This is a genomic window from Gordonia westfalica (assembly GCF_900105725.1).
Taxonomy (GTDB): domain Bacteria; phylum Actinomycetota; class Actinomycetes; order Mycobacteriales; family Mycobacteriaceae; genus Gordonia; species Gordonia westfalica.
In genome coordinates, this window is sequence record NZ_FNLM01000033.1 from 1 (window position 1) to 16,893 (window position 16,893).

Sequence of the window (16,893 nt, forward strand, 5' to 3'; positions counted from 1 at the left end):
GACTCCGGCATCGAAACCGAATTCACCACAACACCATCCAAGGGCGTCATCATCAACGCCGGCGGACAATCAGCCCCCGGAGTGAACGAACTCATCAGCGCTGGCATCCAGACGGTCGGCGACCTCGTCACATCCAACCTGAATATCGGCGGCTACGGAATTGGCGCGCAAGGTGGCGCCATCGATGCGGTGTTGAAGCCGTTTTATACGGACACGGTGTTGGCGTGGATTTCGGTGAAGTTGCCTCATCGGATTGCGCAGTCCGGGTCGTCGCATTACAAGGAGTATCACCTTGACCTGCCGGGGAAGGCGTACACGCTGTCGTCGGTGATGGCGATTCGTGCGGGGATTGTGGCGACGGCGCGGAAGAAGAACGCCAAGGTGAAGGTGACGGCGTTGACTCCGTATGTGGTGGGTTGGCCTGGGTATGGCCACCTCTACAAGGGTGATCGTGGTTCGTTTGAGGTGGCTGGTGATACGCGCCGTGAGATTCATGTTGAGCGGGTGATGTCGGCGAAGTTGGAGTGGTCGGCGGATCATTTTGCGCAGTGGGAACTCGAGTTTGGTCCGCGTGAGGATGAGGACCCGATGACTCGTTTGATGCGTGAGATTGCTGGTTTGGCGACTGCTGCGTCGGAGCTCGGCCTGTTCTAACGGAAACTTTCGGATAGCAGGTTATCCTGTTGGGTGGCGAATAAGCGAGCACCACTAGCCCCAGAGCATGTAGCCGAATGGCGGATCGATCTCAACGACGGGAGAGGGCACCTCGAGGTGCCGGCCAGCCAGTCGGGTGGTGGGAGTGCCGTTCCTGCGGGAATCTGTGCAGGAGTCGCAGTCGTCTCGGCGGTTGCGGAAGTGGTGCCGCAAGTGTGCTGGTAAGCAGGGCGCTGAGGTTAACCGCGGCAACGCGGCCACGGCATCCCGGATCGCTGTCCACCTGCAAGGTGAGTGGATCGACGAGAAGCCGCACACTTCGGTGTCGGCGAAGTCGAACTACAAAGCAGCGTGGCGGTGTGGAACGTGTGGGCATGAGTGGCGGGCGACGGTGAAGAACCGGAGCAACGGCTCAGGATGCCCACGGTGTTACCGGCTCTCAGATAAGACCGGTGCGGCGTCCGCACGGTCACGGGCCGCTGCCAAGTCAGATCCACTATCGACTATCCGATCGCCGCCTGGTGGTCAGATCGCAACCCGCACACCCCGGAGGGAGTGAGCCGCGGCTCCGCGGAACCGGCATGGTGGAACTGCTCCACCTGCGGGACGGAGTTCTCCGCGAACGCCGAAAGGAATCCGGGGCGAGGCGGTGCAATGCGAGCTTGCTCGTACACACACCGCGGCACCAGCTATGCAGCGAACGCAGCAACCGCCAATCCGCTCAGCGAGGAGCTACGCGGACAGCTCGTGGACCCCGCCCTTGGTGTCACGTCGGCGGGGTCGAACACGAAGTTGCAGTGGGTGTGCGCTGACGGGCACATTGTGGGCTGCACCGAAGGACCGAGGGCGGGGCAACGGGTGTCCCGCTTGTGCGAAGCACATTTCTCGAGCCGAAATCGAGGTCGCCGACTTTGTGCGGACGCTCACCGCGACGTGGTCACCAGCACGCGGTCGGTGATCGCACCAACGAACTCGACATCTACATCCCGTCGAAGAACATCGCGGTCGAGTTCAACGGCCTGTACTGGCATTCGGAGGACGCCGGGAAGGACCGCCACTACCACCAGCGGAAGTGCAGCGGTGCGCCGACAAGGGCATCCAGATGGTGACTGTGTGGGAAGACGACTGGCGTGACCGCCGGGACATCTGCCAACGCATGATCGCCCGCAAGCTGGGCGTGTCTCAGGAACGCCGCTGAATGCGCGCAGTCTCACCGTGACCGCGGTAGATCGGGTGGAGGTCCGCGACTTCCTCGAGGCCAACCACATTCAGGGTGCGACCGCAATGAGTGAAGCGTTCGGTTTGCGCGATGGTGCGAGTTGGTCGCGGTGATGTGCATGAAGTGGCGCACCAAGACTGAGGTGGAGTTGGTGCGGTTCGCCACCTCGGTGATCGTGCGGGGTGGGCATTCGCGGCTGCTGAAGCACGCTGTCGCTGCGATGCAACCACAACGGGTGGTGACATTCGCCGACCACGCCGTCTCTGACGGAGGCCTGTACGAGCAGTGCGGTTTCATCAAAGATGGCGAGCTGCGACCGGATTACACCTACTACTTCCGTGGCGAACGGGTGCACAAGTTCCTGTTCCGCCTGAAGCGGTTCCGCAACGACCCAAACCTGTTGTGGGACGAGTCGTGACCGAGCAGCAGGCCGCGGCGGAGAACAAGATCCCGCGGATCTGGGATTACGGAAAGACCCGTTACGTACTAGACATTCCCGGGTAGGGCTTGGCCCCCGGAGAGGGGGCACAGTGTCTTTCAAGCAGTGGGCTGACATGTCCGATGAGGAAACGTGAAGCCGAAGCGCAAGGCGGTGTCGGTGTTGTTTATCGGCCTGCCTGGTGTGGTGGGTGCCCCGCTGGTGATGGGACCCGACTATTGGGTGGATGTTGCCCGCCATCTGGTGGAGTGCGGTGTCCGGCTGGTGGCGGATTCGATCAAGCACTATGAACCGGGGGACAGCTTGGAGGCGTCGAAGGCTGCGGGGAAGTGGTGTTACGACTCGCATGAGCCGGATGAAACGTATGAGCAGCGGATCGCCCGGCTGGCTGATGAGGAGCATCAGAACTATCTGGCGAAGGTGGAGGAGATGAAGGCCCGCCAGGCGAATACGCAGGAGCGGGTGGTGCAGGCAGAGGCTGTGGCGTTCGCCGCGGAGGTGAAGCGCCGCAAGGCGGATGGAACGTTCGACGGTTCCCCGCACGCCGGCATCAACCCCGAAGCTCTCTAACCCAACAGAACTTTTCACCCTGCACCCGTTCGGGTGTGGGGATTCACCCATGCCCACAGGAGGCAATTATGGCTGATCCCGTTTGGCTTCCCGACGTGCTGCGCGCCGAGGGCCTGAAGGTTGACATCTATCCCGGCGCGTTCGAACGCGGGCACGGCGACTTCGGCACTATCTGGGGTCCGTTCATGCACCACACCGGCTCGTTCGGCGAGACGCCGCGGGGTATCGCGCAGCACTCGTCTCTCGGGCTCGCGTCGCAACTCCACCTCGCGCCGAACGGTGTTGTCACGCTGTGCGGCGTCGGCGTCGCATGGCACGCGGGCACCGGCTCGTGGCCGGGCATCCCCGCGAACAACGGCAACGCCGTGACGATCGGCATCGAGGCCGCACACAACGGCACCGCGGCATGGTCGGAGGCCCAGTACGGCGCATACCTGAAGGTCGTCCGGGCCATCAACAAGCGCCTCGGCAACCCGTGGAACAAGGTCGTCGCGCACAAGGAGTACGGCGCGATCCAGGGCAAGTGGGACCCCGGGAACCTCGACATGAAGCTGTTCCGTCAGCGGCTCCTCCAGGCACCGGATAAGCCGCTCGTGGTCATGAACATGATCGAGCTCGAGGCCAAGGAGAATCCGTGGGTCGGCGTCCGTAAGGCGAAGCCCGGCGCCGGGGGTGAGCGCAAGGTCGGCCGCGACGGTAAGGGCCGGTTCGTCGAGTACGAGAACGCGCACATCTACTTTCACCCGGCGACCGGCGCGCACGCCATCCCGCACGGCGGCCTGTTCGAGGCGTACGCCGAGCGCAAGTGGGAGACCGGCGAACTCGGCTTCCCGGTGCGCGACTTCACCAAGCTCGCCGACGGCGCAGTCATGGCGTTCCAGGGTGGCGTGCTCTACCGCAAGGACGGCAAGGACCACCACGTCGTGAAGGGCGTCATCGGCCAGCGCTGGGCGCTCGAGGGCTACGAGAAGGGCCCGCTCGGCTGGCCGACGTCGGACGAGATCTCGAACGGCACGGGCGGCAAGCGTCAGGCGTTCGAGCACGGCGTCCTCGAGTGGGACCCCTCAGGCGCGGTGAAGAAGATCGGCGACGCCGCGAAGGATCTCACTCTCGTCAACGCGGCCGGCATCCCGCTGGCCGTCGAAGCAGTCGACCTCATCGCGGCCTGAGCCGCACCCACAGAAGGAGTTCTCGTCATGTCTGTACCCACCCCTCGTCTTGTCCTCGGCCGCGAGCCCGCCGCCTGGACCTCCCTCGTCTCAGCCATCCTGGTTCTGCTGACCACGTTCGGGTTCAACATCCCCACCGAGACTCAGGGCGTGTTCATGGCCGCGGTCAACGCGGTGCTCGGTCTGCTCGTGGTGATCTCGGTGAAGGAGAGCGTGTACCCGGCGCTCGTCGCGGTCGTTCAGACCGCGGTGCCGCTGGTCGTTGCGTTCGGCTTGAACCTCAGCGAGCAGCAACAGGGCGCCATCCTCGCGGTCTCCACGATTGCTCTCGGATTCCTGTTCACCCGCCCGCAGGTCACACCGAAGGTGTTGGCAGGTATTGAGCTTCCCGCTGACGGCGTCGAGCGCGAAGTCAACCTCGGCCGATGACCGTGACCTCGAGCGCCAGCGCTTGGATGAACCCCGCCGCGCTGAGTGACATCGGCGTGGTGGGGGTCGTCGTCGGCATGGCGCTCGTGCTCGGTATCGCCTTCGCCCGTGGCTGGATCGTATGGGGATCGGAGATCTCGATCTACAAGACCGCGGCCGAGCGCGACGCCAAGACCATCGCCGACCTCCTCGAGACCAACGCGCGCAACGCGCAGACGATGGCCGAGTGGAATGTCGCCGGCCAGCTCATCGCGAGCCAGTCGAAGGCACTGCGAGAGAGCTTGGAGTCCAACTGATGTGGGGATTCAAGACCAAGGGGGCGAGCGCGCACGAAGTTGATGCGCGCTCGAAGCGAAACGCGCGATCGGCCGAAGAAGCCCGGTCCGAAAGCGCACGGCTCGCCGAACGGGCGCGGCCGGTACAGCGGGAGCTTCGTGACCAGTTGGAACGCAACCACTGGGCCGAGCTGATCTTCGGAAGGCTGAACTAGTGGAGCTGATAGCCGACTGGGCACTTGTGGTGCTCGCCGTGCTGGCCACCGTCTACACCATCTGCTACGCCGCATGGCAGTACTGGTGGAAGGAGCGGGTGTCACTCATCTACCTAGGCAAGTCGACCCTGATGTCGCTGGTCTTTCTCCAGATCTCGGCGTCAGTGTGGGCGGGTACTGACTATCCGGGGCGGGCGTGGATTCGATTCATCCTGTACTCGGGTGGCGCCGTGATGATGCTCGCGCTCCTGGTGATGCTGCTGGTGTTGCAGTACAAGACCCGCCGTGACCGTTGGGCGGCAGGCGACTTCCGCCGGCCATGGCAAGTGTGGCGCGACGAGATCCGAGCATGGTGGGCAGGACGGTCATGATCGAACTTCTCTGGGTCGACGGAACTTGGGCACCCCGCGGCGGCTCCCCCGCGTCGGAGGCGCTGCGCCGCGCGCTCGACCCCCGCAAGGTGAAGTTCACGTATGTGCCGTACCCGGCCGACTTCGGCCCGGCGACCGGCATGGGCGACCTGTCGTATGAGGAGTCGAAAGCGATCGGCGCGGCAGCGTTGGATCGAGCTGTCACCGAATCCCGCGAACTCGTGGTCGTCGGCGGCTACAGTGCGGGCGCGGCGGTCGCAGTGAAGTACGCGCGCGACATCCTGCCTCGGCGGCCTCGCCATCAGGTGCTCGCCGTCGCGACGCTGGGCGACCCGCACACGCCGGTGCATCACGGCCGGTCCGGGATCGCCGGGGCGCTGCACGTCCCGCGGCCTCGGTTCACCGAGTGGGCGCCGGGTGATCCGATCGCCGACCTGCCGCTAGGTTCACCGCTGCGCACGGTCGCCGACCTAACCGGGTGGATGTCGGTGCGCACACCCGAGGCCGCCCGCGCCTGGGCGTTCAAGACCGCTGAACGTCTGGCGGTGGCGCAGCCGTGGTGGAATCCGTTCCGCTGGCCCGATTTCGCGCGTGCGGGGGAGGACATCCGCAACTATCTCGGCACTGCGCATTCCACGGACTACGACGGTGGTGGCCACGCTAAGCGGTTGGCCCGCATGATCGAAGGGGTGAGTTAGCCATTACAGCTCCAGATCAGCCCGGTGCTGGTGTACCGGGCAAATACTTCCTGCCCGCGAACCGCCCGAACGGTGCCACGTCAGGCCTGTCGCAGTTCGCGAATGCGGATCAGGCGTTCTGGGATGACTACGCGTACAACCAGTTCAATCCGAAGTTTAAGCATATGGGTGAGCCGGTTGATGTGATCCGGTTGTTGGCTCATGCGGCGACGGCGAACATTGCGTCGATCATCAACGGCATTTTCAATGGCTGGTTTGGTGGCGGTTCGGTTGGTGATCCGCAAGAGGTTCAGTACACGATCCAGGCCATCGCTGACGCCGTCCTCAACGGCTACAACGTGGAAACCAAGGTCACGTCGGGTACGTGGACGAAACCTGAAAACATCACCGAACTGATCGTGGGTCTCATCGGATGTGGGAAGAACGGTTCGGACGGCACCTCCAGTACCACCACCCGCGCAGCTGGCGGCCTCGGCGGTGGATACATTTTCCAGCAACTCGACCCCGAATCAGTGGATTCGAGTACGCCTTACGTCGTTGGCACGAATGGCAATCCGTCCAGTTTCGGCACCCATATCACCACGACCCCAGGGCAGGGTGGGATCTCGACATCGTTCGGCTATTCACCCACCACATCCCTGCCGGGGAACGGCGGCGGTGGTGGTCTAGTGTCCTGAGTCATTAATTGTCATTCGGTTGATAGACTGGGGAATGGCAACCCGGGGTCCGCGAGCAGTGGATATTGTTCTGACCGATGACGAGCGCCGTGAGCTCGAAGGGTGGGCGCGTCGGCGAACGACGGCCTCGGGTTTGGCGATGCGATCACGAATCGTTCTCGCTGCCGCAGATGGCGGGTCGAATACCGAAGTGGCACAACGACTCGGCCTCAACCGAGGTACCGTGCGGCGATGGCGAGGCCGGTTCGTCGAGCACCGCTGCGAGGGGTTGCTCGACGAACCCCGGCCCGGGCGACCTCGAACCGTCGGCGACGAGCAGATCAAAGACCTGATCACCGCAACTCTCGAGACCACTCCGAAGAATGCGACACACTGGTCGACTCGGTCGATGGCTGAGCATCTCGACATGTCGCAGTCAACTGTTTCGCGTGTATGGAGAGCGTTCGGATTGGCTCCACACAAACAGGATTCGTGGAAGCTGTCGAAAGATCCCATGTTCACCGAAAAGGTCCGCGACGTCGTCGGGCTCTACATGAACCCACCCGAACGTGCCCTGGTGCTCTGCGTTGACGAGAAGACCCAGATCCAAGCGCTCGATCGCACCCAGCCGATCTTTCCCATGCTCCCGGGCACCCCGCAACGGGCCAGCCACGACTACGTGCGCAACGGCACCTCCAGCCTGTACGCGGCGTTGGACATCGCGTCGGGCAAAGTCATCGGTTCGCTTCACTCACGGCATCGCGCAACGGAATTCATCGGATTCCTCCGCAAGATCGACGCCGAGGTACCCGACGAGCTCGACGTCCACCTGGTCATGGACAATGCCTCCACCCACAAGACACCCGCGGTCAAGCGATGGCTGACCGCGCACCCGCGGTTTGTTGTCCACTTCACCCCCACCAGCTCATCCTGGATGAACCTCGTCGAACGCTGGTTCGCCGAACTGACCACCAAGAAACTCCAACGCTCCACCCACCGCACCGTACGAGCACTCAATGCCGACATCAGAGCGTGGATCGAGACCTGGAACGACAACCCCCGCCCCTACGTGTGGGTCAAGACCGCTGACCAGATCCTCGACTCCATCGCCCACTACTGCACACGAATTAATGACTCAGGACACTAGCAGACTCCGGCACGAATGGTTTGGCGGGCGGGTCAACGCCTCTCGGCGCTGGTGGGACTGCGGGGGCAGGTGCGCCTAGCGGTAACGGTGGACCCGGTGGTGCAGGCGCGAACGTGTCGCCGGCAACTCAAACGAAGTGTGGCGGCGCCGGTGGTGGTGGCGGTGGTGGTGGTGGCCGTGTCAGCTTCCTCAACTACAGCGGCGGAGCTGGCGGCCCGGGCGGCTATCCCGGCGGTGGTGGTGGCGGTGGTGGTGGTTCGAACGGCGGTACCGGCTCATTCGGCGCTGGCGGTATCGGCGCTACCGGTGTGATCTGGATCTTCTGGAGATGAGTATGAAACCAGCAACCCTTGTGGCTGAAGCTCTTCCGCATATGCCGCCGATCACGAACCTGTACTCCACGGAGGATGGGTTCCTGTTGGTGTTGGTGGTGGAAGTGCCTGACATGACTTCGATTCTCACCAGCATGGGAATGCAGGTTCCCGTCTCGCGGTCGCATCTGAAACCGGATGTGTCGGTGTTCCTGTCGGATGAGCGTGGCCAGGTCATCGACTACGACGGTGACCCGCCAACGGTTTGACCCCGATCCTGTCGACTGACTCGAAGTCGTTCGCGATGACCATCAACCCCGACCTCGCCACCCACGCTGATGCTTTGGCGGCACTCGGATATGAACTCACAGAACAGGAGACACCATGACCACCGTCACCCTCGGATGGGAGGGAACGAAAGCGGAAATCCCCCTCTACCAGAACAGTGACCTGGTTTTCTCCCTCGACCCCATCGACGCCACCTCCGGCAACATCACATCGTGGCCGGTCGGTGCAGCATCGACCCTCTACTTTTTCGAAGGCGACCCCGTCCGGAACGCCACCACCCCCATCATCTCCATCCCCGGCGTGGTGGAACCACCCTCCATCGACTATGTGGTGCAACAGGAAACGCTGGCCCCATCATCGGGCGGGCCACCCACTTCCTGCTCACGGTGTCGATGCCCGAAACCCCCACCCAGGAATATCCCCTCTACTACGGGAAAGCAGTCCGCCGTGTCTGAGTGGACCGACGACAACGGCACCCGACATTGGATCGACGATCACGGGCGGGAACACGTCGACCTCACCGCCGAACAAACCCTCCACCTCGACATCAACTACAACCTAGGAGAATGACATGGCACTCGCCACCAACGCGATGAAAACCGCCCTGCTCAATGCGTATGCAGCGCAGGGAACGTGGATTTCCCTGCACACCGCCGACCCCGGCAGCACCGGCGCATCCGAGGTGTCGGGCGGTACCCCCGCGTATGCCCGCCAGCAGACGACCTGGGGGACTCCGGCGTCGGGTTCCATGACCGGGTCGAAGGTGTCGATCAACGTGCCCGCCACCACCGTCGTCGCGGCCGGCGTGTACTCGGCGCAAACCTCCGGCACCTATTTGGACAAACTGTCCATCCCCTCCACCACAGTCAGTGCGAACGCCACCATCGACGTCACCCCCACGATCACCATCACGTAGATGATCGTTCTGGCAGGCAGGGTGGTGACGGCAGTCCCCAACCGTCCCTACCTGTTTACGGCGGTACCGGTTCCGCGGGTGGGTGTGGTGCTACCTGCTGCACCCCACACGCGGGTGGTGGTACCGGAAGCCCGGCACACTGGGGTGAGGTTGCCGACGGCCCCGCACTATCGGACCCGCCGGCCCCGCACCAAAGAACGGTTGATGTCCGGCAACACCATCACCGTCACCGCTGCGGGTGTGGTGTACGCCCGACTCTGCGTGGACTATGCGGAGCAATCCGTCCAGGTGGGGCAGTCCGGGAAACTCGGTGTCGGCATAGCCGGTACCGGTTCGGGTGTGGTGGCTGGTGTGGGTGTGGTGCGTGCCCGTTACACCCTGACCGCAACCAACACCATCACCACCGACACCAGCAGCGATGGCCGCGCCCGCTACACACTCGACGCTACACAAGCGACCACTGTCACCCCTGCAGCGTCGACGGCAACTCTCTACACCCTGACCGCCACACAAGACATCACCATCACCCAACCTGTCGTCACCCGCCCACGCATTGAGCTGGATGCAGCACAAGACATGGTGGTGGCGCCGACAGCATCGTCAGTGCCATCGGTGGGATCGGTGAATGCGGATGCCTCCCAAACGTTCGAGGTGACGTCTGTGGCGGTGGTGAGGGTACGACACACCATCTCCGCCACCCAAACCACCACCGTGGGGCAGGCCACCGAACTGGGTGGCCTACGCGTACCGTTAGCCGCTTCTCAAACGGTGGCTGCCGACCAAACCGGTACGGCGCGGGCACGCTACACGCTGGCGGCACTGCAAACCATTAATGTCGCCGACACCGCAGACCTGCGCCCCCAGCTCGCCGCCGCCAACACTGTGACTGTCACTGGCACAGCCACATCCCGACCCCGCCACACCCTGACCGGCACCAACAGTGCTGCAACATCGAGTGCCGCGACCGCCACCCTCGTCACGTTCACCCGTCAACGCATGCAGAACGGGTCAGTATCGAACTCGTTCCTCCCGTATGTGCAGGTGACCGGGTTCACCTCTGACCCCACCTATCCGGCGACGGTCACCAACAATGCGCTCGTCGTGAAGGGCGCCGGGAACGTCACCCTCACCTGGTCGGCGACTGGTAACGGCAACATCAAAATCCAACGCAACGGTGTCGACGTCGGCAGCGTCGGACTCACCGGCACAGTGTCGTTGACCGTCGCCGCAGGCGACCAACTCACCATGTGGCATGCCTCGAATGGCGGACCTCAGTCAGTGTCTGGCTGCTGGATCAACATCACCCCCGCATAAGGCGCCCGTCTGCGGTACCCCCCTCCTGTTCGAAAGGAAGTTCATGTCCGGACGTTTGACTGGTGTGTATCAGCTCCCCGATGGGGGTTCCCGCCGCGGGATTCGAAACTGTGGATTCGGGTGCCGGTGGACCGCAACAACGCTGGGGTGACCGTGTACTCGGCGCCCACCGTCATCCCCATCAACCCGCCCACGCACCCGTCCGCCCTGGTTTCTACGACTCGGGGTTGCTCCCTGAGGGTCCGTACCAGGTGCAGAAGGCGATCTTCGGGGCGAAGGATTACCGGTCGAAGTGGTATTCGGTTGTCCTGACAGAAGGTTCGCACACGCTGCAGGAGTTGATCGAGGACTACGACCCCGACGCCTACACCCCAGCCGTGGTGAACGCTGTCGCCACCCTGCGGGACGAGACCCGCACGGCCCGTGATGAGGCAGCCCAAATCCTGGAGGACGTGACGGCAGGTGCGGTACCGGATTCGGCGGTGGCATCGAAGATCACCGCCGAGGGGTCTGCCTCCCGTGCCGCGGTCGATGCCCGTGTCGCAGCAGGCACCACAGGCTTCCTCACACAAGAGGTAGCTGAGGAAACTTATGCTCCGCGCGTGGGGGCGTGTTCTTCGTCGGCGAGCACGGTCTCGTGGGTGACTGGGCCGGGGGTGATGCCAACTCGGGGAGTGGCACTAATGACACCGCCGCGTTGACTGATCTCATCGCTGCCGTGCCTGACGGTTCGACGATCGTCTTCGATGCCACCAAGACCTACCGCCTCGACCCCTTGTCGATCACCGGTAAGTCACTCACGCTCGACTTCAATGGCGCACGGGTTGTGACGAAAACGATGGACTCCGGCGACCTGTCGGTGGCCAGCCCCTTTATCTCGTGGTCGTCCACCGTCGGCCCTGAGGTTGATCTCAGCAGCTCGGGGTTCGCCCGTGGAGCTACCGAGGTAATCACGAACCCTTTCTCAGGATCGAACGGGTTCTCAACCGACGACCTGGTCATCGTCCGTGACCGATACCCCGTCGCCCGGTGGGACACTGGCGCGAACGCCTCGTGGGTCGGACGCGGCGAGGTCAACATCGTGCAGTCGATCACGCCGTCCACAGGAACCGTGCGCCTCCGCATCCCCTCAGCCACCAGTACCAGGCCAACTTCTCCGTGGTCCCCACGCTGCAACGCATCTCGACCCCGGTCCGTCCGGTCGTCAAGAACATCGGACTCATCATCGACACCAACCCCGACGGCATGTACACCGGGGACATCGAGACCTCAGGCGGTCACCTGTTCTACTTCTACGCCTGCGTGGACCCCCGAGTGGAGAACGTGCGCGCCGAGGGGTGGGAGAACCACATCGTCAACTTCAACAAGTGCCTGCGCCCGCGAACCATCGACATCGAGGGGCGAAACCCATTCCAGACAGGATCAGGGCACGGGTACATCGGGCGCATGACTCACTGCGTCGATGGCGAGTTCACCCGTAGCGTCGCCTACGGGACACGACACGTCGCCAACTACGTGGCGTCGGCGCGGTGTGGGTCGCGGTCGTGCCGGTCGTACCGCCCCGCTGGGGTGTCCTACCAGACCCACGGACTGCGGTCACGCGACATCTACTCGGTCGATGACACCGTGGTCGGCGGCGACTCGTCGGGCTGGTCACACGGCAACACCACCTACGCGGGCGACTACGGGTATCGCATTCTACGACCGCGCTACTACGGCACCAACAACGGTGTTCTCGCGCGCTGCGGCAGCACTGGTACACGCATCATCGACCCCGAGATTCACACCACAGCCAAGGGCGTGGAGGTGTCGAGCCTCGCGTCAGACGTGATCGTGGACCTCACCCAGGGGACCATCGAGATATTCGGAGAAGCGGGGACGTCCTACGCGGTACACGCCGCCGATGTCAACGGCAGCGGCGAGTACAAGCCGGGCTCGGTCACCGTCCACGGCCCCGGCGATCTCGTTGGAACTCGCGCCCTGGTGTCCCTCGACGTGACTGGTGCGGCCCGCATAGGTGGCGTCGAGTACGACCAGGGCGACGACCAGTTGCAGCGATGGGACGGCACCGACTGGGCCGAAGTCGAATCCGGTGGCGCAGCAGGCGTCACGCTCGATACCGACCAGACGATCACCGGGGCGAAGTCGATGGCCGAGGTGGGATTCTTCGGCACGTCCGCGCTCGGCACGAAGCCGTCCGCAACAGACGACCTCGGCACCGTCCTGTCCAGCCTTGGACTTCGCACTGCTGGTGGTGCGTATCCGATCACGACCTCGGGGGCGGTCGCTCTCACAGGCGGATTCCGTACCGGGCTCGGCAATCGATCCGGTACCTACAACATCACCACCAACACCGCGCCGTTCAACATGTGCGATGCCAGTGGTGGAGCGTTCACGATCTCACTGCCGAACACCGGATCGGCTGGGTATCGCTTCACTATCAAGAAGATCGACGCCTCAGCCAACGCGGTCACCGTGTCCGCGCCGATCGGCATCGACGGTGTGCCGACCCTCGTGCTCACCGATCAGTGGGAGTGGGTGGAGGTCGTCAGCACTTTCACCACAGGCCAGTACATGATCGTCGGTCGGGGCTGACCCCCGCCCATAACCGGAATCGGGACACCGCTGTCACGGCTCCCAGGCGTCGCCGAGTACCGCGGCGAGCCGGTCGGTGAGGTCCGGGGCCTCGGCGCGCTGGGAGTAGACCACGTCGTCGCATTCGACGGCGAGTGCGAGTAGGTCGGGGTCGGGTGGTGTCCATCCGCCGTCGGTGGCTTGTGTCATTTCGGCTTGCTGGCGGCGCATCTGTGCGCGTATGGCTTCGGCTGCGGCGCGTAGTACGTCCCGATCGGTCACCAGGTGATCATACGGGTTTCGTGAAATGTGTTGCGCTGCAACAGAAGTCGATGCTACTGTTATCTCACAAGTTCAGAGCGGGTGAGGTTCAGGAACACACACTGATCGTCGGAGCGCGATGCGCCGGCCACTGATAGGAAACACTGGGAACCCGATCGCAGAGCGTCATGATGCGACACCCGCTCTGAACTTGGACAACCTTGAACGCCCCATCCTCTTCGTGAGGGTGGGGCGTTTTCTTTGCGTTGAGGGGAACCCCGCCACCCCGCGGCTGCGTCCAAGGCTCATGACTCCACGCATCCGCATCTACCGACCACCCTACGATCCGGACTGCCCCGAATGCCGGCGACTGGTGGAGGACTTTGGGGGAGACGCCAGTCTGTTGGTGTCCCCAAAGTCGGATCAAAGTGCGGACTGGACGGACTGGTTCAGGACGGACGCAGAATCTCCCGCTCCGCATTCACGTCCACCAACTCACTCAGTGATACCTGATCGAGGCCAAGGGTGAGCTCTGTGACAGTACGTGATGTGACCTGCCGCCAGCGGCCCTTGGCAAACACAAAGTCACCCTCCTGGATGTCCTTGAATAGCGTGGGCACCGGACCATTCGCGAGTGCGCTCAGCCATTGACTTTCCCTGCCACCGTTGCGCACTCCGCAGGTCAGCGGAGGTGACTGACACTCTGCGCGGCCCCAGACTGTGGGCCGAGCGCGTACCTGAGTTCGCTCCTCGCGGCTGATGATCTGCGATCCACACGCGCACGTTCCGAATTGCCGGGTGTTGCCTGTGAGTTGACCCATGTGGGGATCTTAATGGCTTGCCCGGCAAGGGTGGGTGTGTCACCGGAGAAATAGGCCACAACCTGGGACAATAGGAGAATGACCGTAGCCGAACTGATCGCCAAGCTGCAGCAGATGCCCCAGGATGCCACCGCCTGTATCGACTGGGCGCAGATGGGCGTGTGGTCTGAACCTACGGGCGGCTACTACTACGGCGAAGCCGAGAGTGTCGTCCTCCATGACGGAGACGTGTACATCACCTCTGGTGAGGTCGAGCCGTGAGCGCGCCTGAGCTCAAGGACGAGTGTCTCGTGGTTCCCGGGCAGGGATGCCGCAACTTCCGCCCGGCACACCGGCGTGAAGCCCACCCCGCCGACACCTTCTCAGAGGTTCGTGTCGCCGACCACGGCGATCGGACCTGGGAGGCTCGCGAGTTCTCCGTCAACGTCCTGTCTGGCCGCGACTGCCCGTTGAATGCGGAGCTGTTCCCTGCCCAAGCTGAGGCGCAGGTGTACGCCGACGCCCGCAACACGGGCTATCTCCACACCGGCGCAATGATCTGCGTACACGAATGGCGGTTGGAACAGGCGAGGGCGGGGAACGATGCTTGAGTTCAAGGTAGGGGATCGTGTGCGGACTGTTGTCGGTGACCACACTGGGCGAATCGTGGACTTCGTACCTGGAACCGACTGGCCCATCCTCTACGTCACCAACTCCACCAGCCATCCCGAAACGGTTGGCGAGTATGTACCCAACGATCCCAGCAAGCTCGTACGACAGGACTGGACCGATGCCTGAGTTCAAGGTAGGGGACCGCGTGCGGGTGACCTCACTAGGGAACGCCGAGGCGGCTGGGAAGATCATCGCCCAGGAACGCGTGCCCGACCTACTGCACCGGGTGGAGTTCACTCACGCCACGGCATGGGCGCGGGAGTTGTTCGGCGACGGGTGGTGGTTCGCCGACACCGCGCTGGAGCACATCGACTGATTACGAAGGCTCATGCCGCTCTCCATCGACGTGTATGTACAAGTACAGCCACCCAGCGTGGTGCTGGATGGCTGTACTTGAATGCCTTGGCTGTAACCGTGGCTGTAGTCGAGAGCCTGTGTGGTCTCTGACCTGGAGCGGGTGACGGGAATCGAACCCGCGTAGCTAGTTTGGAAGACTCGCGACGGAGGGGACTGGACCTCACTTTGCGAGATACACGTAAGTCTAAACGTAAGCGTCGGAGTGAAAATGCCCTCTGACCTGGAGCCGATGACGGGAATCGAACCCGCGTATTCAGCTTGGGAAGCTGTGTTTAGGGGTATGCTCATGGTGGGTCTACTGTCAAGGCTGAGCGAATACCTGCAGGTAACTGAAGTTTTCACGAGTTTGTCTAGACAGCGCATAGACTGGGGTAAACGTAAGTACAAACGTAAGTGAGCCGATATGCCCCGAAGAAGCGCCGTAGGGCGAAAGGTGAAGGCGGACTGTACCAACGGGCCGACGGCATGTGGATGGCGCAAGTCCTCCTCCCCGACGGCAAGTACTACCAACGTGGACGCAAGAAATACGCCGACGCCGTGGCCGAACTCGCAGCCATGCGGAAAGACCTCGCGAACGGCATCCTCCCAACGCCGGCCAGATCACCGTCGCCCAGTGGCTGGACTACTGGGTGGACACGATCGCCGCGCCACGCTGAAACCCGCACCCTCGCCACCTACCGGTCCACCATCAAACACCAACTCATCCCGCATGTCGGGTCGAAGAAGCTGGGAAGCTCACCCCACTGATGTTCGCCGCATGGTCAACCACGTCGCCGACGCACACACCACCGCACCGCCAAGCCGCCTACTCAGTGTTGGCGAAAGCGTTGGGGGATGCAGTGAAAGACGGAAGATCGGCAACAACCCGTGCGAGCGTATGGACGCCCAGGGCCGAGGGCGCGCAGTGGGGCGGCGGGGGGGTGGGCGCAGGTGGCGGGACGGACGCAACAAGCATGCCGTGCCTGCTCCACAGTGAGGGGAACGCGCTCCTCGGAGCGGGCCTGGGGGCGGTCCATACGCTCGCACGGGTTGTTGCCGATCTTCCCGTCTTTCACTGCATCCCCCAACGCTTTCGCCAACACTGAGTAGGCGGCTTGGGCGGTGCGGGTGGTGTGTGCGTCGGCGACGTGGTTGACCATGCGGCGAACATCAGTGGGGGTGAGCTTCCCCAGCTTCTTCGACCCGACATGCGGATGAGTTGGTGTTTGATGGTGGACCGGTAGGTGGCGAGGGTGCGGGTTTCAGGCGTGGCGCGGCGATCGTGTCCACCCAGTAGTCAGCCACTGGGCGACGGTGATCTGGCCGGCGTTGGGGAGGATGCCGTTCGCGAGGTCTTTCCGCATGGCTGCGAGTTCGGCACGGCGTCGGCGTATTTCTTGCGTCCACGTTGGTAGTACTTGCCGTCGGGGAGGAGGACTTGCGCCATCCACATGCCGTCGGCCCGTTGGTACAGTCCGCCTTCACCTTTCGCCCTACGGCGCTTCTTCGGGGCATATCGGCTCACTTACGTTTGTACTTACGTTTACCCCAGTCTATGCGCTGTCTAGACAAACTCGTG

Annotated in this window: 26 protein-coding genes and 1 pseudogene; 25 read left to right on the forward strand and 2 right to left on the reverse strand. The window is 63.3% G+C overall.

The window, feature by feature from the left end:
* From BLU62_RS32855 to BLU62_RS05140, 20 genes and pseudogenes are all read left to right on the forward strand, one after another.
* The coding region (locus tag BLU62_RS32855) for a Gp37-like protein (RefSeq protein WP_483099061.1) at positions 1–654 on the forward strand (654 nt) is incomplete at its 5' end.
* A gap of 166 nt (positions 655–820) precedes the next feature.
* Positions 821–1,213 (forward strand): zinc-ribbon domain-containing protein, encoded by a 393-nt coding sequence (locus BLU62_RS34875; RefSeq protein WP_425284533.1) that lies wholly within the window; start codon positions 821–823, stop codon positions 1,211–1,213.
* A pseudogene (locus BLU62_RS34880) lies at positions 1,165–1,269 on the forward strand (zinc-ribbon domain-containing protein); the annotation flags it as partial. The gene BLU62_RS34875 and the pseudogene BLU62_RS34880, both read left to right, overlap by 49 nt.
* A gap of 296 nt (positions 1,270–1,565) precedes the next feature.
* Complete coding sequence (locus BLU62_RS33735) at positions 1,566–1,763, forward strand: PDDEXK family nuclease (RefSeq protein ID WP_244278072.1); 198 nt, start codon at positions 1,566–1,568, stop codon at positions 1,761–1,763.
* Positions 1,764–1,991: 228 nt separating this feature from the next.
* The gene (locus BLU62_RS05065; RefSeq protein ID WP_139180004.1) at positions 1,992–2,291 is read left to right on the forward strand and encodes a hypothetical protein; all 300 of its coding nucleotides are present in this window, start codon (positions 1,992–1,994) and stop codon (positions 2,289–2,291) included.
* A gap of 153 nt (positions 2,292–2,444) precedes the next feature.
* The gene (locus BLU62_RS05070) at positions 2,445–2,882 is read left to right on the forward strand and encodes a phage gene 29 protein family protein (protein WP_074848469.1); all 438 of its coding nucleotides are present in this window, start codon (positions 2,445–2,447) and stop codon (positions 2,880–2,882) included.
* Positions 2,883–2,950: 68 nt separating this feature from the next.
* Positions 2,951–4,051 carry a peptidoglycan recognition protein family protein gene (locus BLU62_RS05075; RefSeq protein WP_074847974.1) on the forward strand — a complete coding sequence of 367 codons (1,101 nt, stop codon included), beginning with the start codon at positions 2,951–2,953 and terminating at the stop codon, positions 4,049–4,051.
* Between the two features lie 27 nt (positions 4,052–4,078).
* Positions 4,079–4,480: a hypothetical protein gene (locus BLU62_RS05080; protein ID WP_074847976.1), complete on the forward strand. Its 402-nt coding sequence runs from the start codon at positions 4,079–4,081 to the stop codon at positions 4,478–4,480.
* Positions 4,477–4,776 carry a hypothetical protein gene (locus BLU62_RS05085; protein WP_074847977.1) on the forward strand — a complete coding sequence of 100 codons (300 nt, stop codon included), beginning with the start codon at positions 4,477–4,479 and terminating at the stop codon, positions 4,774–4,776. The genes BLU62_RS05080 and BLU62_RS05085 overlap by 4 nt, the downstream gene beginning before the upstream one ends.
* Entirely contained in the window at positions 4,776–4,970 is a 195-nt protein-coding gene (locus BLU62_RS05090; RefSeq protein ID WP_074847979.1) for a DUF7620 family protein, read from the forward strand. Before BLU62_RS05085 ends, BLU62_RS05090 begins: the two co-directional genes overlap by 1 nt.
* A complete protein-coding gene (locus BLU62_RS05095; RefSeq protein ID WP_074847981.1) occupies positions 4,970–5,341 on the forward strand; it encodes a putative phage holin in 372 nt (123 codons plus the stop codon). The genes BLU62_RS05090 and BLU62_RS05095 overlap by 1 nt, the downstream gene beginning before the upstream one ends.
* A complete protein-coding gene (locus BLU62_RS05100; protein ID WP_074847983.1) occupies positions 5,338–6,039 on the forward strand; it encodes a PE-PPE domain-containing protein in 702 nt (233 codons plus the stop codon). Before BLU62_RS05095 ends, BLU62_RS05100 begins: the two co-directional genes overlap by 4 nt.
* A gap of 164 nt (positions 6,040–6,203) precedes the next feature.
* The gene (locus tag BLU62_RS05105; RefSeq protein ID WP_074847985.1) at positions 6,204–6,716 is read left to right on the forward strand and encodes a hypothetical protein; all 513 of its coding nucleotides are present in this window, start codon (positions 6,204–6,206) and stop codon (positions 6,714–6,716) included.
* Positions 6,717–6,750: 34 nt separating this feature from the next.
* A complete protein-coding gene (locus BLU62_RS05110; protein WP_074847987.1) occupies positions 6,751–7,842 on the forward strand; it encodes an IS630 family transposase in 1,092 nt (363 codons plus the stop codon).
* A gap of 334 nt (positions 7,843–8,176) precedes the next feature.
* On the forward strand, positions 8,177–8,422 hold the full coding sequence (locus BLU62_RS33025) for a DUF7572 family protein (RefSeq protein WP_167544014.1): 246 nt from the start codon (positions 8,177–8,179) through the stop codon (positions 8,420–8,422).
* Between the two features lie 115 nt (positions 8,423–8,537).
* Entirely contained in the window at positions 8,538–9,011 is a 474-nt protein-coding gene (locus BLU62_RS32440) for an LtfC-like domain-containing protein (protein ID WP_139180005.1), read from the forward strand.
* A 1-nt stretch (position 9,012) separates the two neighbouring features.
* Positions 9,013–9,357 (forward strand): phage tail fiber protein, encoded by a 345-nt coding sequence (locus BLU62_RS05120; protein WP_074847993.1) that lies wholly within the window; start codon positions 9,013–9,015, stop codon positions 9,355–9,357.
* 204 nt (positions 9,358–9,561) lie between these two features.
* Entirely contained in the window at positions 9,562–10,671 is a 1,110-nt protein-coding gene (locus tag BLU62_RS05125; RefSeq protein WP_074847995.1) for a hypothetical protein, read from the forward strand.
* Positions 10,672–10,751: 80 nt separating this feature from the next.
* A complete protein-coding gene (locus BLU62_RS05130; RefSeq protein WP_139180006.1) occupies positions 10,752–11,372 on the forward strand; it encodes a hypothetical protein in 621 nt (206 codons plus the stop codon).
* 457 nt (positions 11,373–11,829) lie between these two features.
* Positions 11,830–13,266 (forward strand): hypothetical protein, encoded by a 1,437-nt coding sequence (locus BLU62_RS05140; RefSeq protein ID WP_139180007.1) that lies wholly within the window; start codon positions 11,830–11,832, stop codon positions 13,264–13,266.
* Between the two features lie 33 nt (positions 13,267–13,299).
* Here the strand turns inward: BLU62_RS05140 and BLU62_RS05145 are convergent, their stop codons facing one another.
* Positions 13,300–13,527, reverse strand: a complete 228-nt coding sequence (locus BLU62_RS05145; protein ID WP_074848029.1) for a hypothetical protein — start codon at positions 13,525–13,527, stop codon at positions 13,300–13,302.
* A gap of 878 nt (positions 13,528–14,405) precedes the next feature.
* On the opposite strand from BLU62_RS05145, the gene BLU62_RS05150 reads away from it, so the two are divergent.
* The 5 genes from BLU62_RS05150 to BLU62_RS05165 all read left to right on the forward strand — a co-directional run bounded on the left by BLU62_RS05150 (position 14,406) and on the right by BLU62_RS05165 (position 16,082).
* Positions 14,406–14,588 (forward strand): hypothetical protein, encoded by a 183-nt coding sequence (locus tag BLU62_RS05150; protein ID WP_074848014.1) that lies wholly within the window; start codon positions 14,406–14,408, stop codon positions 14,586–14,588.
* Positions 14,585–14,917, forward strand: coding sequence for a hypothetical protein (locus BLU62_RS05155; RefSeq protein ID WP_074848012.1), 333 nt, complete (start codon positions 14,585–14,587; stop codon positions 14,915–14,917). Before BLU62_RS05150 ends, BLU62_RS05155 begins: the two co-directional genes overlap by 4 nt.
* 55 nt (positions 14,918–14,972) lie before the next feature.
* Positions 14,973–15,104 (forward strand): hypothetical protein, encoded by a 132-nt coding sequence (locus BLU62_RS34340; RefSeq protein WP_280141505.1) that lies wholly within the window; start codon positions 14,973–14,975, stop codon positions 15,102–15,104.
* On the forward strand, positions 15,097–15,294 hold the full coding sequence (locus BLU62_RS05160; protein WP_074848010.1) for a hypothetical protein: 198 nt from the start codon (positions 15,097–15,099) through the stop codon (positions 15,292–15,294). The genes BLU62_RS34340 and BLU62_RS05160 overlap by 8 nt, the downstream gene beginning before the upstream one ends.
* A 434-nt stretch (positions 15,295–15,728) precedes the next feature.
* A complete protein-coding gene (locus tag BLU62_RS05165) occupies positions 15,729–16,082 on the forward strand; it encodes a hypothetical protein (protein WP_139180008.1) in 354 nt (117 codons plus the stop codon).
* Between the two features lie 529 nt (positions 16,083–16,611).
* Here BLU62_RS05165 and BLU62_RS32445 read toward each other — a convergent pair.
* Positions 16,612–16,839, reverse strand: coding sequence for a hypothetical protein (locus BLU62_RS32445; protein ID WP_139180009.1), 228 nt, complete (start codon positions 16,837–16,839; stop codon positions 16,612–16,614).
* Positions 16,840–16,893: the final 54 nt, after the last annotated feature.